The sequence below is a fragment of the Limnohabitans sp. DM1 genome (assembly GCF_001269385.1).
Classification (GTDB): domain Bacteria; phylum Pseudomonadota; class Gammaproteobacteria; order Burkholderiales; family Burkholderiaceae_C; genus Limnohabitans_A.
The window spans coordinates 26604-48838 of sequence record NZ_CXOO01000021.1 but is presented as its reverse complement, the minus strand read 5'-3'; the positions used below and the strand labels follow the sequence as shown (position 1 = coordinate 48838).

Here is a 22235-nt window from a genome sequence, read left to right as displayed (position 1 = left end):
CACTGTGTGAATGGAGTTCAAGTGTGCTCTTCCGATCTACGAGGATGTGGCAGCACCCGCAAACGGTGACACCTCTGCAGGAATTGCCGTGAGCGATATGTTCAGTGTGATCAGTGATGTCGATGCGGCTGCGACCAAGGGCATTGCCATCACCAGCGTCAACGCCAACGGAAGCTTGTTCTTCAGCACGGACAATGGGGCAAACTGGCAAAGCGCGGGAGTTGTCAGCAACAGCAGCGCCGTGTTGCTGGATGCCAGCAGCCGAGTGTTCTTCAAGCCCAATGCCAACTGGAACGGGACTGTGGACAACGCCTTCTTGTACCTGGCATGGGACCAGACCAATTCACCGGCAGCCACAGTGGGGACAAAGGTTAATGTTGCTGCAACCGGCACATCTACGCCTTATTCTTTGGAAGTCGGCAAGGTTGGCATCAGCGTCACGGCGGTGAATGATGCGCCCTCCGTGTCTGGTGGCCCAGTGAGCGGGCTGGAGGAAGACAAGGGCGCGATCCTGACCACCGCGCTCAAATTCAACTATGCCGATGTCGACGGCCACACACAAGCAGGGGTGATCTTCACCGAGCTGCCCGATGCGGCCAAGGCCACCTTGTTGCTCAACGGCGTGGCGATCACCGCCAACACCTTGGTCACCATTGCGGACATTGATGCGCTTAAAGTCGAACTCAAACCAGTGGCCAACTTCAATGGTGCGGTGGATCTGAAGTTCAAGGCGGTGGACACCAGCGCGACTCACAACGAGTCTGCGGTGGTGACAAGCACCTTCAACTTCAACAACGTCAATGACACGCCTGTTGGGGTGAATGACACGGCCACCATCGATGAAGCCGGTGGCACGGCCAACGCCATTACGGGCGCAGCCTTGACCTCCACCACCAGCGGCGTGAGCGCCCTGAACGTGTTGACCAACGACACCGACGCCGACAGCGGCGACACCAAAGTGGTGCAGGACATCAAGGCCGGCACCGCCGCGGGTGCCGGCACGGCAGTGATCGCCGCCACCACCAGCGCCAACGGCACGGAAGTGGTGGGCAGCTTTGGCACGATCAAGATCGGCGCTGACGGCAGCTACAGCTACGTGGTGGACCAAGCCAACGCCACGGTCAAAGCCTTGGCGGTGGGCAGCACGGCCATCAACGACGTGTTCACTTACACCGTCAAAGACACGGCCGGTGCCACCAGTACGGCCACCGTCACGGTGTCCATCACTGGTGCGAACGACGCACCCGTCATCTCGGGCGGTACCGTCAATGGTCTGACTGAAGACATGGGCGCGATCCTGAAATCTTCACTCAAGTTCAATTACGCCGACGACGACGGCCACGCACAAAAGGGCGTGATCTACACCGAGTTGCCCGATGCCTCCAAGGCCACCTTGCTGCTCAATGGCACGCCCATCACTTCCGGCACCTTGATCACGATTGAGGACATCAATGCCGACAAGGTTTTACTCATGCCTGTGGCCAACTTCAATGGGGCTGTGAGCCTGAAGTTCAAGGCGGTGGACACGAGCGCGACCAATAACGAGTCTGCGGAGGTGACCAGCACCTACAACTTCAACAGTGCCAACGATGCGCCTGTCATTGGCGCGGGCACCTTGAACTTGCCAACGGTGGACGAGGATGTGGCAGCACCCGCAAACGGTGACACCTCTGCAGGAATTGCCGTGAGCGATATGTTCAGTGTGATCAGTGATGTCGATGCGGCTGCGACCAAGGGCATTGCCATCACCAGCGTCAACGCCAACGGAAGCTTGTTCTTCAGCACGGACAATGGGGCAAACTGGCAAAGCGCGGGAGTTGTCAGCAACAGCAGCGCCGTGTTGCTGGATGCCAGCAGCCGAGTGTTCTTCAAGCCCAATGCCAACTGGAACGGGACTGTGGACAACGCCTTCTTGTACCTGGCATGGGACCAGACCAATTCACCGGCAGCCACAGTGGGGACAAAGGTTAATGTTGCTGCAACCGGCACATCTACCCCTTATTCTTTGGAAGTCGGCAAGGTTGGCATCAGCGTCACGGCGGTGAATGATGCGCCCTCCGTGTCTGGTGGCCCAGTGAGCGGGCTGGAGGAAGACAAGGGCGCGATCCTGACCACCGCGCTCAAATTCAACTATGCCGATGTCGACGGCCACACACAAGCAGGGGTGATCTTCACCGAGCTGCCCGATGCGGCCAAGGCCACCTTGTTGCTCAACGGCGTGGCGATCACCGCCAACACCTTGGTCACCATTGCGGACATTGATGCGCTTAAAGTCGAACTCAAACCAGTGGCCAACTTCAATGGTGCGGTGGATCTGAAGTTCAAGGCGGTGGACACCAGCGCGACTAGCAACGAGTCTGCGGTGGTGACAAGCACCTTCAACTTCGGCAACGTCAACGATGCACCGGTGTTGGCCGACACGACGCTGGCTTTGTCGGCTGTGGCGCAAGATGCACCCGTGCCAACGGGTGCTGTCGGCAGTTTGGTCAGCAGTTTGGTGGGGGGTGTCAGTGACGTTGACGCCTCGGCTTTGAAAGGGGTTGCGATCACAGGTGTGGGCAATGGCACCTTGTACTTCAGCACCAATGGCGGCAGCACCTGGACGGCGGTCACGGGAGCCAGCAATACCAATGCCTTGCTGTTGGGCTCGGATACGGATAACCGGCTTTACTTCAAGCCTGCATCGGGCTACTTCGGGACATTGAACGACGCAGTCACCATCAGAGCCTGGGACCAGACCAGCGGAACCGAGGGCAGCTACGTCAGCACAGCGACTAACGGCGGTGCCACTGCCTTCTCGAACACGACAGACACCATCAGTCAGCAGGTGGTTCGTCCTGTCACGGTCAATACGGTTTCAAGCGACAGCCAGATTGTGATGAACGAAGCTGTTCCCTTAACGGGAACAGCCGACCCCAATGCCACTGTGAACCTCAACATCAACGGCACCATGCGCACTGTGGTGGCCGATGGTTCTGGCAATTGGTCTTACAGCTCCAAGCTGGTACCTTTGATACGCTATGTGATGGTGCGCGATGTGCTCGATGGCACGTCTGGGTCAAGCAGCACGGGATTTTTGTCGCTGTCAGAGCTTCGCGTCATGGTCGATGGTGTGGATGTCGCAGCTGGGCGGGCTGTGACTCACGGAACAGGCAAGGTCTTGGCTGGTGCCACTTTGCCGACGACCAGCCTTTTGACTGATGGTAGCACTGGAACTCATACCGAATATGGAGGCGGTGCAAATGCGGAGGTGTGGGTCGAAGTTGATTTGGGTGATTACTACCGTGTGGACACGGTGGAGGTGATCCATCGTCTCACCTGGCCGGACCGCTTGAATGGTGCCAAAATTTACACGGCCTTGACGCAGCAAAGTCTGGCCACATCGGCCGAGTTGCTAACGGCATCCAACGCAAATCCACCAACTGTGAAGATCTCGACCATCAGTGGTCTTGTGACTAACAACGCTACGCCGTTTGTGGCCACGCAAGCCAATGCCACCGACGATGATCCTTTCGTCAATGGCACCAACGTCATCACCGCTACGCAAACCGCAGGAGGTCTCAGCAGCAGCGATACCGAAAACGTGGTCTGGAAAGCAACTGCTGGTACTACTGACATCACAGCGCCCGTCTTCAGCAGCGGCAGTGCTGTCTCTGTGGCGGAAAACACCTCTACGGCCACCACAATTTATAACGCCCAGGCCACCGATGCGGGTGGTGCTGCTGATGTGGGCATTACCTACAGCTTAGGTGGCGTTGACGCCGCACGGTTCAACATCAACGCCAGCACGGGTGTGGTCACTTTCCGGGTCGCGCCTGACTTTGAGGCCCCCGTCGATTCGGGTGGCAACAACGTATACAACATCATCGTCTTCGCCCGAGACGCCAGTTTCAACAGGAGCAGCCAGGCAGTGACGGTCACAGTGACCGACGTGGCTGCAGCCCCTGTGGTGCTGGACTTGAACCGCGATGGCACCTTCAGTTATGGCGAGGTGGTCATGGATGTGAACAGCGATGGTGTTGTGGATGTGACGATGTGGGCTGCAGCCCAGGACGGTATCTTGGTGTGGGACAAGTACGGGGACGGGATGGTGTATGACCACACGCAGTACAGCTTCACGCTTTATGGGGGAGCAACCGACTTGGCCGGTTTGGCAGCCGGTTTTGACAGCCATCGTGACAACAAGTTCAACGCCTTGGATGCCCAGTTCTCCGAGTTCATGGTCTGGCAAGACCAGGACCAGGATGGTGTGAGCGATGCGGGTGAGGTGCGCAGCCTGAGCGATTGGGGCATCTCCGAAATCGATTTGCTCAGCGACGGGGTGCAACGCACGCCTGCAGAGGGTGTGATCGAGGCTGGCCGCAGCACGGCCTCAACCCGTGATGGGCAGACCCTTTTGGTAGCCGATGCGGCTTTTGAGTACCGCAGCGCCACGCCCGAAGAGTTAGCAGAGCATGCGCTGACTCAGGCTTACACCATGAAGGAGGACCGGTTCCTGGATCTGGGTGCATTTTTGAGTGAACTGGGTAAAGATCAGATTGATACAGGCTTGGGAGCGGCAGATCTGCGCAGGGATGCGGGTGTCAACGAGGTCCGTATGAATTTGTCCGATGTGCTGAGCCTTGATTCGCAGGAAGGGCTGTATCAGCAAACCTTGACCGGTGATGCAAACGATCAGATGTTGTGCACCGAAGGGACTTGGACGACACGGGAGCCCGTGCTGAATCTCGTCGAGCAGAGCTATGTGGTTTACAGCGATGGTTCGAATGCATCGGATCAACTGCTGATTGATCAGCAAATGTCTAGCCAGTACCCATTCTTGTAAGGAGAGAGGCGACAACTATAGATTCGGCCCGATGAAGTCTGAGCCGCGTGTTGCCCGTTGGAAGGAGTTTGTGGGAGCTTCCAGTGAAGCGAAAAGACAGTGGTGCACAAGCGTCTGATCGCCAGCAGGTCTAGCTCTCACAAGGTGCAAGGTTGAAGTCACTCTGCAAACTTCACAGGGCCGGATCAATAGTCTGACGCTGGGGATTACCGACCCGGACTTGGTCCGGCAGGGCGACTGTCCTTCCATCGTGCGCCGCGCTGCCGTGGTCAATACCAAGATCATTTTTGGCACTGGTGTGCGCAATGGTTTGAGCCGTGTCTGAAGCCCGATGACGACTTTCGTCGCATTGAAGACTTGCGCGGCAAAAAGGTGGCCGTGTTAAAGGGCACCAACCTGCACCTGGCCGCCGTGATTGCGCTGGCCGACCATGGCTACAAGGAAAAGAGATCCAGCTGATCAAGCTGCACCTGTTGACCCCCGCGGCGGCGTTGGTGCTGGTGGCGGTCAGGGCATTCTGGGTTTGGTCAATGCGCATGTGGAGGTGGCTAATGTGTTTCGTTTTTATGCGCTGGCAGTTGCTGTGTATCACCGCTACACCTCCAACTGTCGGGCTCTCCGGCCACCGATCTGTGAGCGTTTGTTGCCTCTCGCCAATGCTCACATCTGCCCACACTTCAGATACCGGTTGTGCCAGCTGAGCGCTTCATCCAGCAGGTGCGGCGTGTGCAGGCCTGCGCCGCTGCGTTGGGCTCGGTCCATGTAGTCCAGCAGTTGCGGGCGAAAAGATGGATGGGCGCAGCGCTCCACAACCAAGCGTGCGCGTTGGGTGGGGGCCAGGCCGCGCAGGTCAGCCAGGCCTTGTTCGGTCACGATGATGTGCACATCGTGCTCGGTGTGGTCGTGGTGCGAGACCATGGGCACGATGCATGAAATTTTGCCGTCCTTGGCCACCGAGGGGCTCATGAAAATCGACAGGCGGGCGTTGCGTGCAAAGTCGCCCGAGCCGCCAATGCCGTTCATGATGGACGAGCCCATGATGTGGGTGGAGTTGACGTTGCCGTAGATGTCGGCCTCGATCATGGCGTTCATGGCGATCACGCCCAGGCGACGGATCAGTTCGGGGTGGTTGCTGATCTCTTCCGGGCGCAGCACGATGCGTTGGCGGTAAAAGTCGATGTTGGCGTTGAACTCGGCCAGGGCCGCCGGGCTGAGCGACAAGGCCGTGGACGATGCAAAGGCCAGCTTGCCCGAGTGCAGCATGTCGAGCATGCCGTCTTGCAGAACTTCGGTGTAGGCGGTGAGCTGGTCAAAAGGGCCTTGGTTGAGCCCGGCCAGCACCGCGTTGGCGGTATTGCCCACGCCCGATTGCAGAGGCAGCAGCGCTGCTGGCAGGCGAGCGGCCTTCACCTCGTGCTGCAAAAAGTCGATGAGGTGGGCTGCGATCTGGGCCGACACTTCATCGGGTGCATCAAAGGTCGAGTTGCGGTCCGGGTGATCGGTGATGACCACGGCGACCACCTTGGACGGGTCGCAATGCAGATACGGTGTGCCGACGCGGTCATTGGGGTGGGTCAGGGCAATCGGCTGGCCGTGTGGTGGCATGAGCGTGTTGTGCGGCAGGTCGTGCATGCCTTCAAGCGCCGGGTTCTGGTGCAGGTTGACTTCCAGAATGATCCGCCGGGCCTGGTCGAGCCAAGTGGGGTTGTTGCCCACCGATGTAGACGGAATCAAGCGGCCATCGGGCAGGATGCCGATCACCTCCACCACGGCCACATCGAGCGGGCCCAGAAAACCTGCACGGGCCATGGGCGCCACATGCGACAGGTGCATGTCGGTGTAGAGCATTTGCCCTGCGTTGATCAGTTGGCGGCAGGTCGGGTCTGACTGGTAGGGCAGTCGCATCTGGATGCCATGCGCCTTTGCCAGCACGCCATCCAATTCGGGCGCAGTGGAGGCGCCGGTCCACAAGTTGATGCTGGCATGGGTTTGCCCCGCTGCATGCAGGGCAGACAGCCGGGCGGCCAGGGCTTGCGGCACGGCTTTGGGGTAGCCCGCGCCGGTGAAGCCGCTCATGCCCACATTGGCACCGAGCGGGATCAGGCTGGCAGCTTGCGCAGCAGGCATGATTTTGGACTGCAGCGCGGCATTCTGGATGCGCTTGTGGATGTTCATGAGCACTCCGGAATACGCCTGCGCAATTGGCGTGATGCACTCGTTCAAACCGCGTGGCACAAGGTGAAGAGGTCAAAGTCAGACAAGCTACCCGCCGGGCCAGTTGGCCCACGCTTGGATCGCCCACATGAGGCTACAGCGTGAACAGGGGCTTTGCTACCCCGAAAAAAAACCACTGGGTGCACAGGCACACAGTGGCTTTTTTATTTTATTTGGTGGGACCAGCGGGGGTCGAACCCACGACAAACGGATTAAAAGTCCGCTGCTCTACCAACTGAGCTATGGTCCCACACGAAACCGCGAATTATAGATTGGAAAATGAGCAAAAATGAGCCAGGCGCTGGCAAGCTCACAATTTTCAGAAACCGAACCAGCCAGGACGAAACAATTCATGAGTCACGATGCTGCGGCCCGTAGGCGTTCATGGTCATCGTTGTGCTGTATCGGGTCTGTTCACCTGCAAAGTGCAAATGGATGCCTCGAATTGAGGTGAAAATAGACAAAATGCTCAAAACACAAATCGTTCAGACCTTTGCACGCCGAGATTGAAAAAATACCCATGGCCAAGACCCTATTGACAAAAGACAACGCCCTGACCCAATCAGAGGAGGTTTTTGAAAAAGCTGCCGAGGTGTTTCGCGTCATGTCGGCCCCCATGCGTCTTCGCATCATCAGCGCCTTGTGCAACGGCGAGAAAAACGTGGGCGAGTTGCTCGCCGAGATCGACACCACCCAGCCCAATATGTCGCAGCACCTGAACACGCTCTACCAATCGGGGGTTGTGGGCAAGCGGCGCGAGGGTGTTCAAATTTACTACCGCATCATCAACGACAAGGTCGTTACCCTGTGCCGTGCAGTCTGTGTGCAGATTGCCAGCGAAGCGAGTTGAAAGAACGGCGTCAGTTTGGAGCCGGGTTTTCACGGGCTCGCATCGTGTTGTGATACGGCTAATATTCATCCATAAGGAGTCACGAATGAAAAGTCATCTTTTGCTGATTACTGGCTTACTGGCGTGCGCCCTGTCCTGGGCCGAAATCAAAGTGGTTTATCACCTCAGTGAAGGCATACCGCAGGCTTCGCGTGCCATTGGTAACATTCGCAACCACTTGGCCGCTGATCCAACGGTCAAGATCGTGGTCGTTACGCATGGTTTGGGCATCGACTTTTTGCTCGATGGTGCCACGAACCAAATGGACCAACCATTTTCTGGCAGTGTCAGTGATCTGGTCGGCAAAGGCGTGGAGTTCCGTGTGTGCAACAACACTTTGGTCTCGCGCAAAATCTCCCCTGACAAACTGCTGATGGAAGCCAAAGTCGTGCCCTCCGGTGTGGCTGAAGTGGCCAAGCTGCAAGCCAATGAAAAATTTGTCTATCTGCGCCCCTGATGGGCATTGAGACGTTCAGTCGTTCCGTCCGTTTTTTTCGAGGAAAATCCATGAAGATTCAACACGCTCTGACAGCGGCCGCCCTGGTCGCCTTGTCTGGCCTGGCCCAAGCCCAGGTCGATCCGCTGCATGTGCGCAGCTGGGCCGCATCGTGCGCGGCTTGCCACGGCACCAATGGCCATGCCCAACCGGGCATGATTTCATTGGCCGGTGTGCCCAAAGAAGTCACCATTCAGAAAATGCTGGACTACAAAGCCGGTCGCGTGCCTGCAGCCACCATCATGCACCAGCTCGCCAAGGGCTATTCCGACGAGCAAATCGCTGCCATTGCGGGCTACTTTGCCGCTCAAAAGAAATAAGGAAGAACTGCCATGCAACGTCGTCATTTTTTGCAGACTGGCTCCGCTTTGGGCGCCATGGGACTGGTTTCGGGCTGTGCCACCGTGGGGGGGGGCAGCGGCCCCAAGGTGGTGGTCATTGGCGGGGGCTACTCCGGTGCCACGGCCGCCAAATACCTGCGCATGTGGTCTGAGCACAAGATCCAGGTCACCCTGGTCGAGCCCAGCGATGCCTTCATCTCTTGCCCCATCTCCAACCTCGTGATCGGTGGCAGCAAGACCATCGCCGACATCACCACCCCTTACGACAACCTGACCAAGCGCCACGGTGTCAAGATCATCAAGGACCGCGTCAACACCATCGATGCCGACAAACGCATCGTCAAGCTGGCCGGTGGCACCGAGCTGAGCTATGACCGCCTGATCGTTTCGCCCGGTGTGGACTTCATGTGGGAAACCCTGCCCGGCATGAGCAAAGCCGGTGCCAAAGACAAAGTCATGCACGCCTGGAAGGCCGGTGCACAAACCGTCACCCTGCGCAAGCAACTCGAAGCCATGCCCGACGGTGGCGTGTTCGCCATGTCCATCCCGCTGGCCCCTTACCGCTGCCCACCCGGCCCTTACGAGCGTGCTTGTCAAGTGGCCGAGTACTTCAGCAAGGCCAAGCCCAAGAGCAAAGTGCTCATTCTGGACGCCAACGACGACGTGACCTCCAAGGGCGCGCTGTTCAAAAAAGCGTGGTCTGAGCGTTACAAGGGCATCATCGAATACCGTGGCAAACACAACGTGACCGATGTCGATGCAGCCACCAACACCTTGAAGTTCGAGTTCAACGAAGACGTCAAGGCCAGCGTGCTCAACGTCATCCCCAACATGCGTGCCGGTGACATCGCCGTCAACGCAGGCTTGGCCACCGCCAACAAGCGCTGGTGCGAAGTGGACTTCCTCACTTTCGAATCCAAGGCTGCCAAAAACGTGCACGTTTTGGGTGACTCGATCCAGATCGCGCCGGGCATGCCCAAGTCGGGCCACATGGCCAACCAGCACGGCAAAACCTGCGCGGCTGCCGTGGTGGCCTTGCTGATGGGCAAAGAGGTCAACCCCATGCCCATCTACAACAACACCTGCTACAGCTTCGTCAGCAGCAAAGACGTGGTCCACGTGGCCAGCGTGCACCGCTACGACGCTGAAAAGAAAACCATGCTGACCGTGCCTGGCTCCGGCGGCGTGTCCAGCGCGGCCAATGAACTCGAAGGGGTTTATGCATTGGCTTGGGCGCAAAACATCTGGGCCGACACCCTGGCTTGAAGTCCAATATGCGTGGCTTCAGGCCACGCGGATGAAAAAAACGCCGCAGTCTTTGTGACTGGCGGCGTTTTTTGCTGACGGCAGCGTGTAATCGAGCACTTAAATTTGCCAACCCATGCTTCGGTGGATGCGCCAAGACAAGCCCGCGCCCAGCCAGATGGCGATCAGGGTCAGCCAAGCCGTCAACGAGAACAGCGACCCCCCGGTCATGCCCGCACCCACGGTGCAGCCCCCGGCCAGCACGGCACCAAAGCCCATGAGCACCGCGCCCGTCAGGTAGTGGCCCAGCTTGTTTTCGGTCTTGAAACCCTCGAACTTGAAGTCCCCGCCCACCAAGGCACCCAGCAAAGAGCCCACAAAAGTGGCGGGCAACAAGCCAGCATCAAAGCCCCAGCTGGGAGAGGTGTTGCTGGAGAGTGTCCGCATCAGCATCTCGGCCGAGGCACTGCTGAAGCTCAAGCCTTGAATTTGCACCGCCTCAAACGACTGGGATGCAATGGCTTGCGTCAGGCCCCAGCCCAAAGCAATGCTCAAACCCACCACGATCGCTCCCAACGCCAGGCCCCAACGGCGCTGGTGGGTTTTGAAGAAAAAGTACAAACCAAGCGCCATGGCCAGCACTGCCAGACCCATGCCCCCAAGTGGCCCCAAGCCCGAGATGTGCAGCAAGTCTCGCCCGGGCCCGCCGTCGATGGGCCACCAACTGCCCAAGGCTTGACGGGCCGGAGCCAGCCAACCGGCGATGCTGGCTTGCACCGTGACCGCAAACACCAGGCCCGACAAGAGGGCGCGCAAATTGCCGTTGGCCGACAAAATCAGCAAACGGCTGGCACAACCCCGCGTCAAAATCATGCCCGCGCCAAACAGCAAACCGCCCAGCACCGCGCCGGAGATGCTGCCCGCTGGACCGATGTAACGAGAAGCCGAAGGCTTGAGCCAGCCCATCAACACCAGTGCCTGCACACCCACCAAACAAGCGCCAAAAGCCAACCACCACACGCTGAAGCGGTCGCTCGCGCGGCCGTCACAGCACTCCACCACCGCGGCACGGGCGCAAAAGCGGGTGCGTTGAGCAGCGAAGCCAAAAATAAAGCCCACCAAGGCGCCAGCCATGGCCAAGACATTTGAATCGCCCCAGGTTTCGAGCAAGCTTGCGAGATTCACGGATGACTCCAATAATTCACTGGTTTCTTATATAAAAGGGCATTGCGTGTACAGTTGGATTCAACGCAACGCAAAACCCGCTATTGTCCACGGTTCGTAATTCATGGCCTCTTATATAAGCACATTTCCCTTGTTGGCCCAGCGCCGCCGCGACTGGCTTTTGTGGACCGGTGCATCCTTGTTAGCGCTGCCTGCTGTGGCGCAGGTGCCGCCATCCAAAGGGGCGGCCGCCACTTTGCCCGCCGCTCAATCCCTGCCCGATGAACTGGCCCAAGCCCTGAAAAACAAGCAGCCCCTGATCGTCATGGTCAGCCTGGACGGCTGCGTGTTTTGCCGCCAGGCCCGGCAAAGCCACCTCTCGCCCATGCACCGCTCAGGCACTGTCATCGTGCAGGTAGACATGCGCAACAACCAGCCCGTGCTCGACTTTGCGGGCAAGCTCACCACCCACGACCAGCTCACTCGTCAGTGGAAAGTCTCCATCACGCCCACACTGCTGTTTTTTGGGCCAGGCGGCAAAGAGGTGGCCGAGCGCATGGAAGGGGCTTATTTGCCCGACTTCTATGGCCCCTACTTGGAAGAGCGATTGGTACAAGGTCGAAAAGCGCTTTGATTTAAAAAACCTACAAGGCTGTGCGCTTTCGGTTTTCTGGCGTAGGTGCAGCGTGCTAAATTCAAAACATGATCCCCATCAAGATTGACTCGGCTTGGAAAGGCACCTCGGACTGCCGCAACTGTGGCATCCGCGACATGGTGCTCTTTGCCGACCTGAACGAACAGGACTTTGGCGAAATCCACACCCCCATCGACGACATGGTGTTCGCGGCTGACGCGCCGCTGTACACAGAGGGGCAAACCGCCTTGGGCGTGTTCACGCTGCGCAAAGGCATGGTCAAACTGGTGCGGGCCACCGCCGACGGCCGGGAACGCATCGTGCGCGTGCTGCGCCCGGGCGACGTGATTGGCCTCGAAGCCCTGGCCACCGCCCGCTACGACAGCGAAGCCATCGCCCTGGTCGAAGCCCACGTTTGCCGTATCCCCTTGTCGGTGTTGCACCATTTGTCGGGCAACTCACCACGCCTGCACAAACGCCTGATGCAAAAGTGGCAACAAGCCCTGAAAGACGCCGACGACTGGCTGGCCGACCTGAACTTCGGCTCGGCCCGCCAACGCGTGGCCGCCCTCGCCCTCAAAATGCGCGACCCCGACCAACCCGGCATCACCTCGTTTTTTGCCCGCGACGACATGGGCGCCATGCTCGACATCAAACTCGAAACCGTCAGCCGCGAAATCAGCAGCTTGGTGCGCGACGGAGCCTTAAAACCCTGCGACAAACAGGGCCGGCGCTATGAAATCACCAACGAAGTTTTGTTGCAGCGCCAGTGATTGAAGGTCAGGCAGCTGATTAAAACTCGTCTTTCACGCTGGTCAGGCCCAGGGCGTCCCAGTCCAGCATGCCGCCACGGTAGTAATAAATTTTGTTGGACGGGAAACCATCGCGGGTCATGGCTTTGATGGCCATGGGGCTTTGGGGGCAGACGGGGCCGTTGCAAAAGGCGTAGACCTTTTTGGCCGATGCGCAATCCCACTGGCTGCCATTTTTCTTGCAACCCAATTCGTTCATGCGGGCCGCCACCTCGGTGTAGGGGATGCCGACCGAGCCGGGAATCGTGCCTTTGACGCGGTCGTTGGTGTCGCGCATGTCCAGCACGATGGCGTTGCGGTCGCTCAAGGCTTCGAGGATCTCAATTTCACCCACGGGGTGCACACCGGGCACGGGCACCAAAGGCTGCAAGTTGCCGCCGTTTTTGGCACAAGCGGTCATGGTGCGGGTGATGGTGACGGGGCCTTTGGCGGTTTGAACCACAACCGATTTTTGGGTGTCGATGATGTTCAAAGGCGTGCCCACGGCGATGGTGGCGGCTTGGCCAAAGGCCAGTCCAGAGAGGCTCATGCCCAAAATCCAGGCGGCGATGTTTTTCATGTGTTGTTCCGTTTGAGGGGGCAAAAAAGGGCCTGTGGCCCGGCTTGGTCGGCATTCTAAAAATGGGCGCGGCCAAACGGTTGATGCAAATCAATTCAGGATTCGCCTTTTGTTGGGGCGGGTTGGGATCGTCAAAAAAACGCTGCAAAAAGAGCCTTTGTGCATGAAATTGATCCAGCTCAAATCCGTGGGGCCACACACTGAGAAGATGGCCGCCTTGTCAAAGGAGTCACGATGGAAAACCCAAAAAACAGATCCAGCGCGCTGAGCCGCCGCCAGTGGTTGCTGGGCTCGGCAGGCGCTGCCGTTTTGGCCAGCGCTGCGCCCGCTGCCCAGGCGGCCAAAACCAAAACGCAGGCGCACATCGTGATTTTGGGCGGTGGCTTGGGTGGCATTGCTGTGGCCAACCGGCTCCATGCCTTGCTTGACGGGGCCAAGATCACCCTGATCGACCGCAAGGAAGAGCACAACTACCAGCCCGGTTACACCCTGGTGGCCACGGGCGTGTGGCCCGTGAGCAAGGTGCGCGACCGCAATGCCGACTTTCACCCGCCCCAGCTCAATTGGATCAAGGACATGGTCAGCGAGCTGGACCCGGCCAGCAACACGGTGGTCACGGCTTCGGGTCAGCGCGTCCCATACGACTATCTGGTGGTGGCCATGGGCACGCACCAGGACTGGTCGCTGATCGAGGGCATGGATGTGAGCGCGATTGGCCAAAAGGGCCTGACCAGCGTCTACCCCAGCCCCGAAGCAGCGCAGGCCACTTGGGCCAGCATGGACGCGTTTCGGCGCAAAGGTGGCAACGCGGTGCTGACGCTGCCGGCCACGCCGCTCAAGTGCGCGGGCGCGCCCCTCAAGATGACCTTCATGCTGCGCGACCGCCTGGCGCAGTCAGGCACGCTGGACCAATCCAAAGTCACGTTTTACTCGGCGCTGGGCAATGTGTTTGGCGTCAAGGTGGTCAACGACAACGTGCTCTCGCGCTGGAATGATTTGGGCATCGCGGTCGAGACCACGCAAAAGCTGCAAGGCCTAGACATCGGTGCGCAACGGGCGCGTTTTGTCTCGCCCGAAGGTGACAGCACCGAAGTGCCTTACGACTTCATCCATGTGGTGCCGCCCATGCGTGCGCCCGATGCGGTCAAGAATTCCGACTTGGCCTGGAAAGAGGGCCCCTTTGCCGCAGGCGGCTGGCTGGAGGTGGACAAGGACACCTTGCAGCACCGCCGCTACCCTAATGTGTTTGGCGTGGGCGATGTGAACGGCACGCCGCGTGGCAAGACGGCGGCCACCGTCAAAAAGAGCGCGCCCATCGTGGCCGAGCATGTGGTGGACGTGATCGCGGGCCGCACGCCCGGCCAGAAGTTCGATGGCTAAACCTCGTGCCCGCTGATCGTGAAAGAAGGCTCGGCCATGCTGATCGAGTTCGACTATGCGGGCCATCTCACGCCAACGCTTCCCATGATCGAGCCGCTGCAGGCGGGCTACTTTGCCTGGCTGATGAAATACCGCATGCTCAAGCCTGCCTACATGGCGACGCTCAAGGGCCGGGTCTGAAGCCCAATCACCACATCAGGAGACGCACATGTATGAAATCTGGCTGGCGATGAACATTGCCTTCGAAATCGCTTGGGACCTTTGGCCTGCGCTGTTACCTTTGGCGCTGGTGTGGGCGGCGGTCATGCTGATCAACCGCAAGAAGCTGGCGCTTGTCAGCGCCTCAACGCTGGTGGCTTTGGCCGTGCTGGTGGCGATGGCAGCGGTGCTGACTTTGCCGTCTTTGTCCAAGTCCACACTGGCCGACATGGGCTATTGGGTGGACTGGGCCGCTTTGCTGGGCATGGCCGCAGGTATGGGCGTGGCGGCAGCCGTGCTGCTGTGGCCCGTGCTGGCCATGCGCAAGCGCTGAAGATGCCAAGTGTTCAGGTGGCTTTGGGCCAGTGCATGCCAAAGCGCTGGGCCAGGTGGCTTTCGGCTTCTTCGAGCATGAAGTAGCGAAACGCCTCGGCCGCGGGCGAGAGCATTTTGGATTGGGTGTGCACCACGTTCCATGAGCGCACCACGGGTGCGCCTTCCACATCGAGCATGCGGATCAGGTTGTGCTCCAGCTCCAGGCCAATGGTGTGAAGCGACAAAAAGCCCAGGCCCAGCCCCGCCATCACAGCCTGCTTGATGATCTCGTTGCTGTGCAGCTGGATTTTCAAGCGCGGCTCGACGTGTGTGTCTTCAAAAAACTTTTCCATGGCGGCGCGGGTGCCTGCGCCTTTTTCGCGCACGATGAAGTCATAGGGGCGCAGGTCTTCCACACGCAGGTGATCGCGCTGGGCCAGTGGGTGGTCCACGGACGAGACAAACACATGCGGGTGTGCCGCGAAGGGCTCGGCCCGGGTTTGCAGCTCTTTGGGGGGACGGCCCATCACGGCGATGTCGACCTCGCTGTTTTGCAGCATGCTGACGAGTTGGTCGCGGTTGCCAATCAGGATCTGGATGTCCACGCCTGGGTGCAGATTGCGAAAGTCTGCCAGCATGTTCATCAAAAAATACTTGGCCGTGCTGACAAAGCCGATGGTCAGCACCCCGGTTTCGGCCCTCTGCAAACGGGCCGCAGCGTCTTCGGCGTCTTTCACGGTAGCCAAAATTTTGCGGGCATAAACCAGCATGTACTCGCCTGTGGTGGTCAGGCTCACTTGCTTGCCGCGCCGGTCAAACAGGGGCATGCCCACATGGCCTTCGAGTTCCTTGACCTGCATGGTCACGGCGGGCGGGGTCAGGTGCAAGTTTTCGGCGGCACGCACAAAGCTCAGGTGACGGGCCACCTCGTTGAACACGCGAAGTTGGCGGAAGGTGGCGTTCTTCATTCAGTCTTTGCTTAATTTAGTTGCGATTAATATTGAATTTACCTTATTGCAGAAGATTTTTAAAGTCCAGTCATTGCCTCAACCCACAAATTTGACTGGAGACAGAAAATGGACCAAAGCGCACGTTATGCCGACCTGAGCCTCACAGAAGAGGACCTCATCCAAGGCGGTCGCCACATTCTGGTGGCCTACAAAATGAAGCCCAAAGCCGGTTATGGCTACTTGGAGGCGGCGGCGCACTTTGCCGCTGAATCCTCCACCGGCACAAACGTCGAGGTGTCAACCACAGACGACTTCACCAAAGGCCTGGACGCTTTGGTTTACTTCATCGACGAAGCCACCGAAGACATGCGCATCGCCTACCCGATGGATTTATTTGACCGCAATGTGACCGATGGCCGCATGATGATGGTCTCGATCCTGACTTTGGTCATTGGCAACAACCAGGGCATGGGCGACATCCAGCACGCCAAGATCCACGACATTTATTTCCCCGAGCGTGCCATCCAGTTGTTCGATGGTCCGAGCAAAGACATCTCTGACATGTGGCGCATCCTGGGCCGCCCAGTCAAAGACGGTGGCTACATTGCCGGCACCATCATCAAGCCCAAGTTGGGCCTGCGCCCCGAGCCCTTTGCGCAAGCCGCTTACCAATTCTGGCTGGGGGGTGACTTCATCAAAAACGATGAGCCACAAGGCAACCAGGTGTTTGCGCCCATGAAGAAAACCATCCCGCTGGTGGTCGACGCGATGAAGCGTGCACAAGACGAAACCGGCCAAGCCAAATTGTTCTCGGCCAACATCACCGCCGACGACCACTACGAGATGTGCGCCCGCGCCGACTTCATCCTTGAAGCCTTTGGCCCCGATGCCGACAAAGTGGCTTTCCTTGTGGATGGTTTTGTGGGTGGCCCCGGCATGATCACCACCGCACGCCGTCAATATCCCAACCAATACCTGCACTACCACCGCGCAGGCCACGGCATGGTCACCAGCCCCAGCGCCAAACGCGGTTACACCGCCTTTGTGCTGGCCAAGATTTCGCGCTTGCAGGGGGCCTCGGGCATCCACGTTGGCACCATGGGCTACGGCAAGATGGAAGGCGAAAACGATGACCGCATGATCGCCTACATGATCGAGCGCGACGAGTGCCAAGGACCTGTCTACTTCCAGAAGTGGTACGGCATGAAGCCCACCACCCCCATCATCTCGGGCGGCATGAACGCGCTGCGTCTGCCTGGCTTCTTCCAAAACTTGGGCCACGGCAACGTGATCAACACCTCTGGTGGCGGCTCTTACGGCCACATCGACAGCCCAGCTGCTGGCGCGATTTCTCTGCGTCAGTCGTATGAGTGCTGGAAGTCGGGTGCTGATCCGATTGAGTTCGCCAAAGAGCACAAAGAGTTCGCCCGTGCGTTCGCTTCGTTCCCCGGCGACGCTGACAAGCTCTTCCCAGGCTGGCGCGACAAGTTGTCGGCACACAAGTAAGTCGAGCCGCACGTCCAAAAACAGGAGCCCCTATGACCAGCGAACCCCTGTATCACCCGCAAGGCGATGAGTTGGCTTTGTACGAAGCCGCTTATGCAGCGCGTTTGCCTGTCATGGTCAAGGGCCCCACGGGCTGCGGTAAATCGCGCTTTGTGGAGCACATGGCTTGGCGCTTGGGCAAGCCGCTCATCACGGTGGCTTGCAACGAGGACATGACGGCCTCCGACTTGGTGGGCCGCTATTTGCTCGACAGTCAGGGAACGCGGTGGGTGGACGGGCCTCTGACCCAAGCGGCCCGCATCGGGGCCATTTGTTATTTGGACGAAGTGGTCGAGGCGCGGCAAGACACCACGGTGGTGATTCATGCTTTGACCGACCACCGCCGCTGTTTGCCTATCGATAAAAAAGCCGAAGTGGTTCAAGCCCACCCCGACTTTCAATTGGTCATCTCGTACAACCCCGGCTACCAAAGCGCGATGAAGGATTTGAAGCCTTCAACCAAACAACGCTTTGTGGCATTTGATTTTGATTACCCCTTGCCCGAGTTGGAAGCTCAAATCGTGGTGAGTGAAACGGGCATCGACACAGCCACAGCCACGCAGTTGGTGCGCATCGCGGGAGCCGCCCGTGCGCTCAAGGGTCACGGCCTGAGCGAAGGCGTGTCGACCCGTTTGCTGGTGTATGCGGCCCAGCTCATGCGCCAAGGTGTTGCGCCACGCGACGCTTGCCGCATGGCCATGGTGCGCCCCATCACCGATGACTTGGACATCCGACAAAGCCTGGACCATGCCATCGATGCCTGCTGGGGCTGACCCCGCCCCCAATCCCAACGCCCCTTGGGCGCATGACCCCCAAGTGTTGGCGGGCTGGCAAGCCTTGGACTGTGCTTTGCCCGCCGTGCGCCCTGTGTTTGAAGCCTGCGCACACGAAGCCATTGCGCGTCTGAGCCCGTCCTCTTTGCAGGCCTTTTGGCAGGGTGGTCGTCAGCTGGGCAAACTCGGCCGAGGCGCTGATCCTGTGCTGGCATGGCTGACCTATTGGCCCGAAGTGGTGGAAGCTTTGGGCGAGAGCGATGCGGAGCAAGCCTTCGAGGTTGTGATGGCCTTGTTGCTGCGCATGAACAAGTCGCCCAACAGTGCTGCGATGACTCACTTACTCACCAGCTTGGGGCCTGTGGCCCAGCGTTTGGGTGGTTTGTCTGTGCTGCAAGCGTATTTGCACACGGTGGGTCATTTCATGGATCGCACCACCGGATCTATCCATGGCCGACAAGCCACCTTGCCCAGCGCGGGTTTGCCGGAGTTGCTCTTGCAAGCCCCGCGACTGTTGCAAACATTGTCCTTGTCGGGCTGGCAAGCGTGGGTGGATTTTGGAGCGCGTGCGTATGCGCACCACCCACCCCAACAAGAAGACTACTTTGCCTTGCGCAGCCCCGACAGTTTGGCTGTGTTGCAGCGAGAACGCCACGGCACTTTGTTGCGTGATGCCGAGCGCACGCTCAGCCTGAGCCTGCAAGCCATGTGGCAATTGCAAGCGCATGTGCTGCCCCTGCCCACCGCACAAGTGAGTGCAGAGCACGGGGTGCAGGCCGTGTCGGTCTCACCTTGCTTGTTGCTGGAATCTTCCGACAAAGGGCCCAGCTATGCCATGGGCTTGCCAGATGTATTGGATGGACAGGCTGGGGTCAGCGCTTTAGACCGTTACCGCCTGATGGTGATGCACATGGCCGGACACATCCGTTGGTCCACGCCCTGCATTGCCGACAACTGGAGTCCGATGCAAAGGCTTGCAGTGGAGTGGTTTGAAGACACGCGCATCGATTTGCTTTTGATGCGCACTTGGCCTGGCCTGCGACACAGCTTGCTGGCACTGTACCCACCCGTGCAAGAAGGCGGCTGCAACGAGGCCACGCACGCCTGTTTGCTGCACCGCCTCAGTGTGTGGAGCCGCAGCGTTTTGGATGAACGCTTTGAGGTTCAAGACCCGCAACTGCGCGAGTGGCGTGATCGTTTCATGGCCTTGGTCGATGGGCAAGCACAGGAGCGGGGGCAGGGGACCGAAACGGGCCAGGTGAGCACGGCCCAAGTGGCGCAGTTGGCGCTGCAGTTTGTGGCCCGCACACGCCGCCCTAGCGATGCGCAGGCGCAAGTGCATTTCGAACACACGCAAGTGGACTGGCGTGACGACAACCGACACCTTTGGCAATTCATTGAAGACGGTGACGAAGAAGACACCGCACCTAGCCCCACACGTTTGGCTGATGAAGAGCTCCATAGTTTACCCCCGCAGCTCTACCCCGAGTGGGATTATTTGGCTGGCAGTGAGCGCCCCGACTGGGTGAGGGTGTTTGAATACCTGCACCCGCCTGGCCATGCGGATGACATTGACCAGTTGTTGTTGCGTCATGCCGCACTGTCCAAACGTTTGCAACGTTTGCTCGATCAACTCAAACCCCAAGGCCGCACCCGCGAGCGTCATTTGGAAAATGGCAGTGAGCTGGACTTGGATGTGGCCTTGGCCGCGCACATTGACCTGAAAACGGGCCACACACCCAGTCACCGCGTGGAGCAACACATCAAACCTGTTGAGCGTGATGTGAGTGTGCAGCTGGTGATGGATTTGTCGGCTTCGCTGAATGAAAAAGCGCCGGGCTCGGACCAAACCGTTTTGCAAATCAGCCAAGAGTCGGTGGCTTTGCTGGCGTGGGCTTTGCACCAGTTGGGCGACGCTTTGGCGATTGGCGGTTTTCATTCCAACACCCGACACGATGTGCGCTACATGCACATCAAAGGTTTTGAAGAGCCGTGGGCAGACCCTGTCAAGGCCAGATTGGCTGCGCTGGAGCCCGCTTACTCCACCCGCATGGGCGTGGCCATTCGCCATGCCGCACGAACCTTGATCAAGCGCCAAAGCACCAAGAAAATTTTGTTAGTGCTCACCGATGGCGAACCCTCTGACGTCGACGTGACCGATCCGAACTACCTGATGCACGACGCCCGCCAAGTGGTGCACAGCTTGCAATCCCAAGGCGTTTTTGTGTGGTGCATCCAGTTGCATCCAGCGCACGAAGCGAGTGTGCGCCATGTGTTTGGTGACCATTACACCTTGGTCGACCGCATGGCCCAACTGCCAGAAACTTTGGCCAGTTTGTTCTTCAAGCTGACCCGCTGACCCGCTTGCCAGCGCTCAAGCCCCGTGAGGCGTTCAACGCCCAGTTTTGCTCGATCCCCATTGGTCCATCAGGCGCTGGTCGCTGGCGCTTTCGGCTTCGACGCTGTCCCTAGGCAGCTGGCGCAGGCAGTCGGCCAGCGCTTGCGGGTCCAGTGGGGCGGTCGGTGTGGGCGCAGCCACCACTTGGGGCGATTTACCGTCCCAAGCAAAAGGGTTGCGGAACACGGGCGGCTCGGGCTTGCAGTCGTCCCTGTAAATGGGCGGCCCGTCGGTGGCAAAAGGTGAAAACGAAATCGTCCTGTCAAAAATCAGCGGTTGGCCAGTGGGGGTGGGCGGCAGCGGTGGCATGTTTTGAATGGCTTGGCGGGCGAGCTGTTCGGCCTTGGCCGATGTGGTCCACAGCGTTTGCAGCTGCGTCAAGCGGCCATCCGGGGCGATCTCGATGCGAAAGCGCACCACGCCCTGGTCGGGGCCTTCGACGGCGGTGCCCATCATGCTGCGCACTTGCTGGCCCCAGCTGTAGCGGTAGCCTTTGCTGTTTTTGTTGGTGTAGTTCGCGGCAAAAGCCCATTCTTCGGCGGTGGGTGGCGGGGGCGCGGCCATGCTGGCGCGGGGGCGATCGGGTGAGGGCGCTGGGGCCGGAGCAGCCAAGGCTGTGTCGGGCGGGGGTGGCGTGGTGGGTGCAGTGATGAGCGTTGTGGGGGGCGCTGATGGCGGTTCAGGCTGCGGCTGGCGCGGCGGCGGGATCAGTTCCAGAAAGACGATTTTTTCGGCTGTTTTGGGCGCTTGCGGTGGGATGACGTGTTGGAACGGGTAGCCACTGGCCAGCAGCCACACGGCTGCGTGCAAAGCCAGCGTGAGGAAAAGCGCTGTGAAATTTTTGTCTCTGGACATGTGCGCCGAGGCGTTTGTTGGAGTTCTTGCTGCCGTTCAGCGACAATATTCGTTTTGACTGATATTACCTGACGAAGTGGAGACACCCATGCGCTTGCGTACCCTCGCCCTTGTCGCCGCCACCGCTGGCAGCTTGCTGTTGGCCCCAGCGGCGCACGCCGACAACAAAGCCATTGCCACCGACGAGATGGAGGCGTATCTGGAGTTTGTGGACTACGGCGGCGGTGTGATTTTTGCCGAGCAAATTCCCAAAGACGAGTGGCCCAAGATGGTGGTGATCGATGCGCGTGACCCGGCGCAATTTGCCAAGGGGCACATTCCTGGCGCGGTCAACATGGACTGGCGTCAGGTGCTGGCCAAGCGCAACACCATCCCCAAAAACAAGCCCGTGCTGATTTATTGCAACACCGGGTCGCTGTCGGCCCAAGCCGGTTTTGCGCTGCGCGTCGCAGGCTGGGAGAACGTGCGCATCTTGCAAGGCGGCATGTCAGAGTGGCAGGCCAAAGGCGGTTTTGACGCGGCGGCCAAAGCCGCAGGGCCTGCCAAGCATTGAGGCTTGTGGTTTTGGAGCCATGCATGGCCAAGACCTTGAGGGCTTGCGATGGATCAATTTTGTCGATTTCACGGCCGCAATTGTCACTA

At 59.1% G+C, this 22235-nt stretch carries 19 protein-coding genes and 1 tRNA gene; 14 read left to right on the top strand and 6 right to left on the bottom strand.

The genetic code is table 11. From position 1 onward, the window contains the following. Nucleotides 1-97 precede the first annotated feature (97 nt). Nucleotides 98-4825, top strand: coding sequence for a beta strand repeat-containing protein (locus AMM33_RS07770; RefSeq protein ID WP_228768010.1), 4728 nt, complete (start codon nucleotides 98-100; stop codon nucleotides 4823-4825). 660 nt (nucleotides 4826-5485) lie between these two features. Here AMM33_RS07770 and AMM33_RS07765 read toward each other — a convergent pair. Both AMM33_RS07765 and AMM33_RS07760 read right to left on the bottom strand, forming a co-directional pair. Continuing rightward, entirely contained in the window at nucleotides 5486-7000 is a 1515-nt protein-coding gene (locus AMM33_RS07765; RefSeq protein WP_090140145.1) for an acetyl-CoA hydrolase/transferase family protein, read from the bottom strand. 213 nt (nucleotides 7001-7213) lie between these two features. Further along, nucleotides 7214-7289: transfer RNA gene (locus AMM33_RS07760), tRNA-Lys, on the bottom strand. Nucleotides 7290-7559: 270 nt separating this feature from the next. Here AMM33_RS07760 and AMM33_RS07755 point away from each other — a divergent pair. The 4 genes from AMM33_RS07755 to AMM33_RS07740 all read left to right on the top strand — a co-directional run bounded on the left by AMM33_RS07755 (nucleotide 7560) and on the right by AMM33_RS07740 (nucleotide 10031). Next, nucleotides 7560-7889, top strand: a complete 330-nt coding sequence (locus AMM33_RS07755) for an ArsR/SmtB family transcription factor (protein ID WP_090140143.1) — start codon at nucleotides 7560-7562, stop codon at nucleotides 7887-7889. A gap of 85 nt (nucleotides 7890-7974) precedes the next feature. Beyond that, the gene (locus tag AMM33_RS07750; RefSeq protein WP_090140141.1) at nucleotides 7975-8385 is read left to right on the top strand and encodes a DsrE family protein; all 411 of its coding nucleotides are present in this window, start codon (nucleotides 7975-7977) and stop codon (nucleotides 8383-8385) included. A 50-nt stretch (nucleotides 8386-8435) separates the two neighbouring features. Beyond that, nucleotides 8436-8744 carry a c-type cytochrome gene (locus AMM33_RS07745; protein ID WP_090140139.1) on the top strand — a complete coding sequence of 103 codons (309 nt, stop codon included), beginning with the start codon at nucleotides 8436-8438 and terminating at the stop codon, nucleotides 8742-8744. A gap of 12 nt (nucleotides 8745-8756) precedes the next feature. After that, nucleotides 8757-10031, top strand: coding sequence for an FCSD flavin-binding domain-containing protein (locus AMM33_RS07740; RefSeq protein WP_090140137.1), 1275 nt, complete (start codon nucleotides 8757-8759; stop codon nucleotides 10029-10031). A gap of 99 nt (nucleotides 10032-10130) precedes the next feature. On the opposite strand, the gene AMM33_RS07735 is transcribed toward AMM33_RS07740, so the two are convergent. Continuing rightward, nucleotides 10131-11195, bottom strand: coding sequence for a YeeE/YedE family protein (locus tag AMM33_RS07735; protein WP_228768009.1), 1065 nt, complete (start codon nucleotides 11193-11195; stop codon nucleotides 10131-10133). A 103-nt stretch (nucleotides 11196-11298) separates the two neighbouring features. Between AMM33_RS07735 and AMM33_RS07730 the strand changes: the two genes are divergently transcribed. Together AMM33_RS07730 and AMM33_RS07725 are read left to right on the top strand one after the other, a co-directional pair. Further along, nucleotides 11299-11808, top strand: a complete 510-nt coding sequence (locus AMM33_RS07730) for a thioredoxin fold domain-containing protein (protein ID WP_228768008.1) — start codon at nucleotides 11299-11301, stop codon at nucleotides 11806-11808. 68 nt (nucleotides 11809-11876) lie between these two features. Then, nucleotides 11877-12581 (top strand): Crp/Fnr family transcriptional regulator, encoded by a 705-nt coding sequence (locus AMM33_RS07725; RefSeq protein ID WP_090140135.1) that lies wholly within the window; start codon nucleotides 11877-11879, stop codon nucleotides 12579-12581. A gap of 19 nt (nucleotides 12582-12600) precedes the next feature. On the opposite strand, the gene AMM33_RS07720 is transcribed toward AMM33_RS07725, so the two are convergent. After that, nucleotides 12601-13179, bottom strand: a complete 579-nt coding sequence (locus AMM33_RS07720; protein ID WP_090140133.1) for a rhodanese-like domain-containing protein — start codon at nucleotides 13177-13179, stop codon at nucleotides 12601-12603. 234 nt (nucleotides 13180-13413) lie between these two features. Between AMM33_RS07720 and AMM33_RS07715 the strand changes: the two genes are divergently transcribed. Genes AMM33_RS07715 through AMM33_RS07710 form a run of 3 tightly spaced genes read left to right on the top strand, consistent with a single transcriptional unit; the run spans nucleotide 13414 to nucleotide 15091 of the window. After that, nucleotides 13414-14559: an NAD(P)/FAD-dependent oxidoreductase gene (locus AMM33_RS07715; RefSeq protein WP_228768007.1), complete on the top strand. Its 1146-nt coding sequence runs from the start codon at nucleotides 13414-13416 to the stop codon at nucleotides 14557-14559. Nucleotides 14560-14595: 36 nt separating this feature from the next. Further along, a complete protein-coding gene (locus AMM33_RS22395; protein ID WP_228768006.1) occupies nucleotides 14596-14739 on the top strand; it encodes a hypothetical protein in 144 nt (47 codons plus the stop codon). 28 nt (nucleotides 14740-14767) lie between these two features. Next, nucleotides 14768-15091, top strand: a complete 324-nt coding sequence (locus AMM33_RS07710; RefSeq protein WP_090140132.1) for a hypothetical protein — start codon at nucleotides 14768-14770, stop codon at nucleotides 15089-15091. A 13-nt stretch (nucleotides 15092-15104) separates the two neighbouring features. On the opposite strand, the gene AMM33_RS07705 is transcribed toward AMM33_RS07710, so the two are convergent. After that, entirely contained in the window at nucleotides 15105-16040 is a 936-nt protein-coding gene (locus AMM33_RS07705; RefSeq protein ID WP_090140130.1) for a LysR family transcriptional regulator, read from the bottom strand. Nucleotides 16041-16148: 108 nt separating this feature from the next. Between AMM33_RS07705 and AMM33_RS07700 the strand changes: the two genes are divergently transcribed. The 3 genes from AMM33_RS07700 to AMM33_RS07690 are packed head-to-tail and all read left to right on the top strand — an operon-like array spanning nucleotide 16149 to nucleotide 20699. Then, nucleotides 16149-17528, top strand: coding sequence for a ribulose-bisphosphate carboxylase (locus AMM33_RS07700; protein WP_090140128.1), 1380 nt, complete (start codon nucleotides 16149-16151; stop codon nucleotides 17526-17528). A 32-nt stretch (nucleotides 17529-17560) separates the two neighbouring features. Beyond that, nucleotides 17561-18340: a CbbQ/NirQ/NorQ/GpvN family protein gene (locus tag AMM33_RS07695; RefSeq protein WP_090140126.1), complete on the top strand. Its 780-nt coding sequence runs from the start codon at nucleotides 17561-17563 to the stop codon at nucleotides 18338-18340. Beyond that, on the top strand, nucleotides 18324-20699 hold the full coding sequence (locus AMM33_RS07690; RefSeq protein WP_090140124.1) for a nitric oxide reductase activation protein NorD: 2376 nt from the start codon (nucleotides 18324-18326) through the stop codon (nucleotides 20697-20699). Before AMM33_RS07695 ends, AMM33_RS07690 begins: the two co-directional genes overlap by 17 nt. A gap of 33 nt (nucleotides 20700-20732) precedes the next feature. Here AMM33_RS07690 and AMM33_RS07685 read toward each other — a convergent pair whose 3' ends face one another. Next, nucleotides 20733-21593, bottom strand: a complete 861-nt coding sequence (locus AMM33_RS07685) for an energy transducer TonB family protein (protein ID WP_090140122.1) — start codon at nucleotides 21591-21593, stop codon at nucleotides 20733-20735. Between the two features lie 88 nt (nucleotides 21594-21681). Between AMM33_RS07685 and AMM33_RS07680 the strand changes: the two genes are divergently transcribed. After that, the gene (locus AMM33_RS07680) at nucleotides 21682-22146 is read left to right on the top strand and encodes a rhodanese-like domain-containing protein (protein ID WP_090140120.1); all 465 of its coding nucleotides are present in this window, start codon (nucleotides 21682-21684) and stop codon (nucleotides 22144-22146) included. Nucleotides 22147-22235 lie beyond the last annotated feature (89 nt).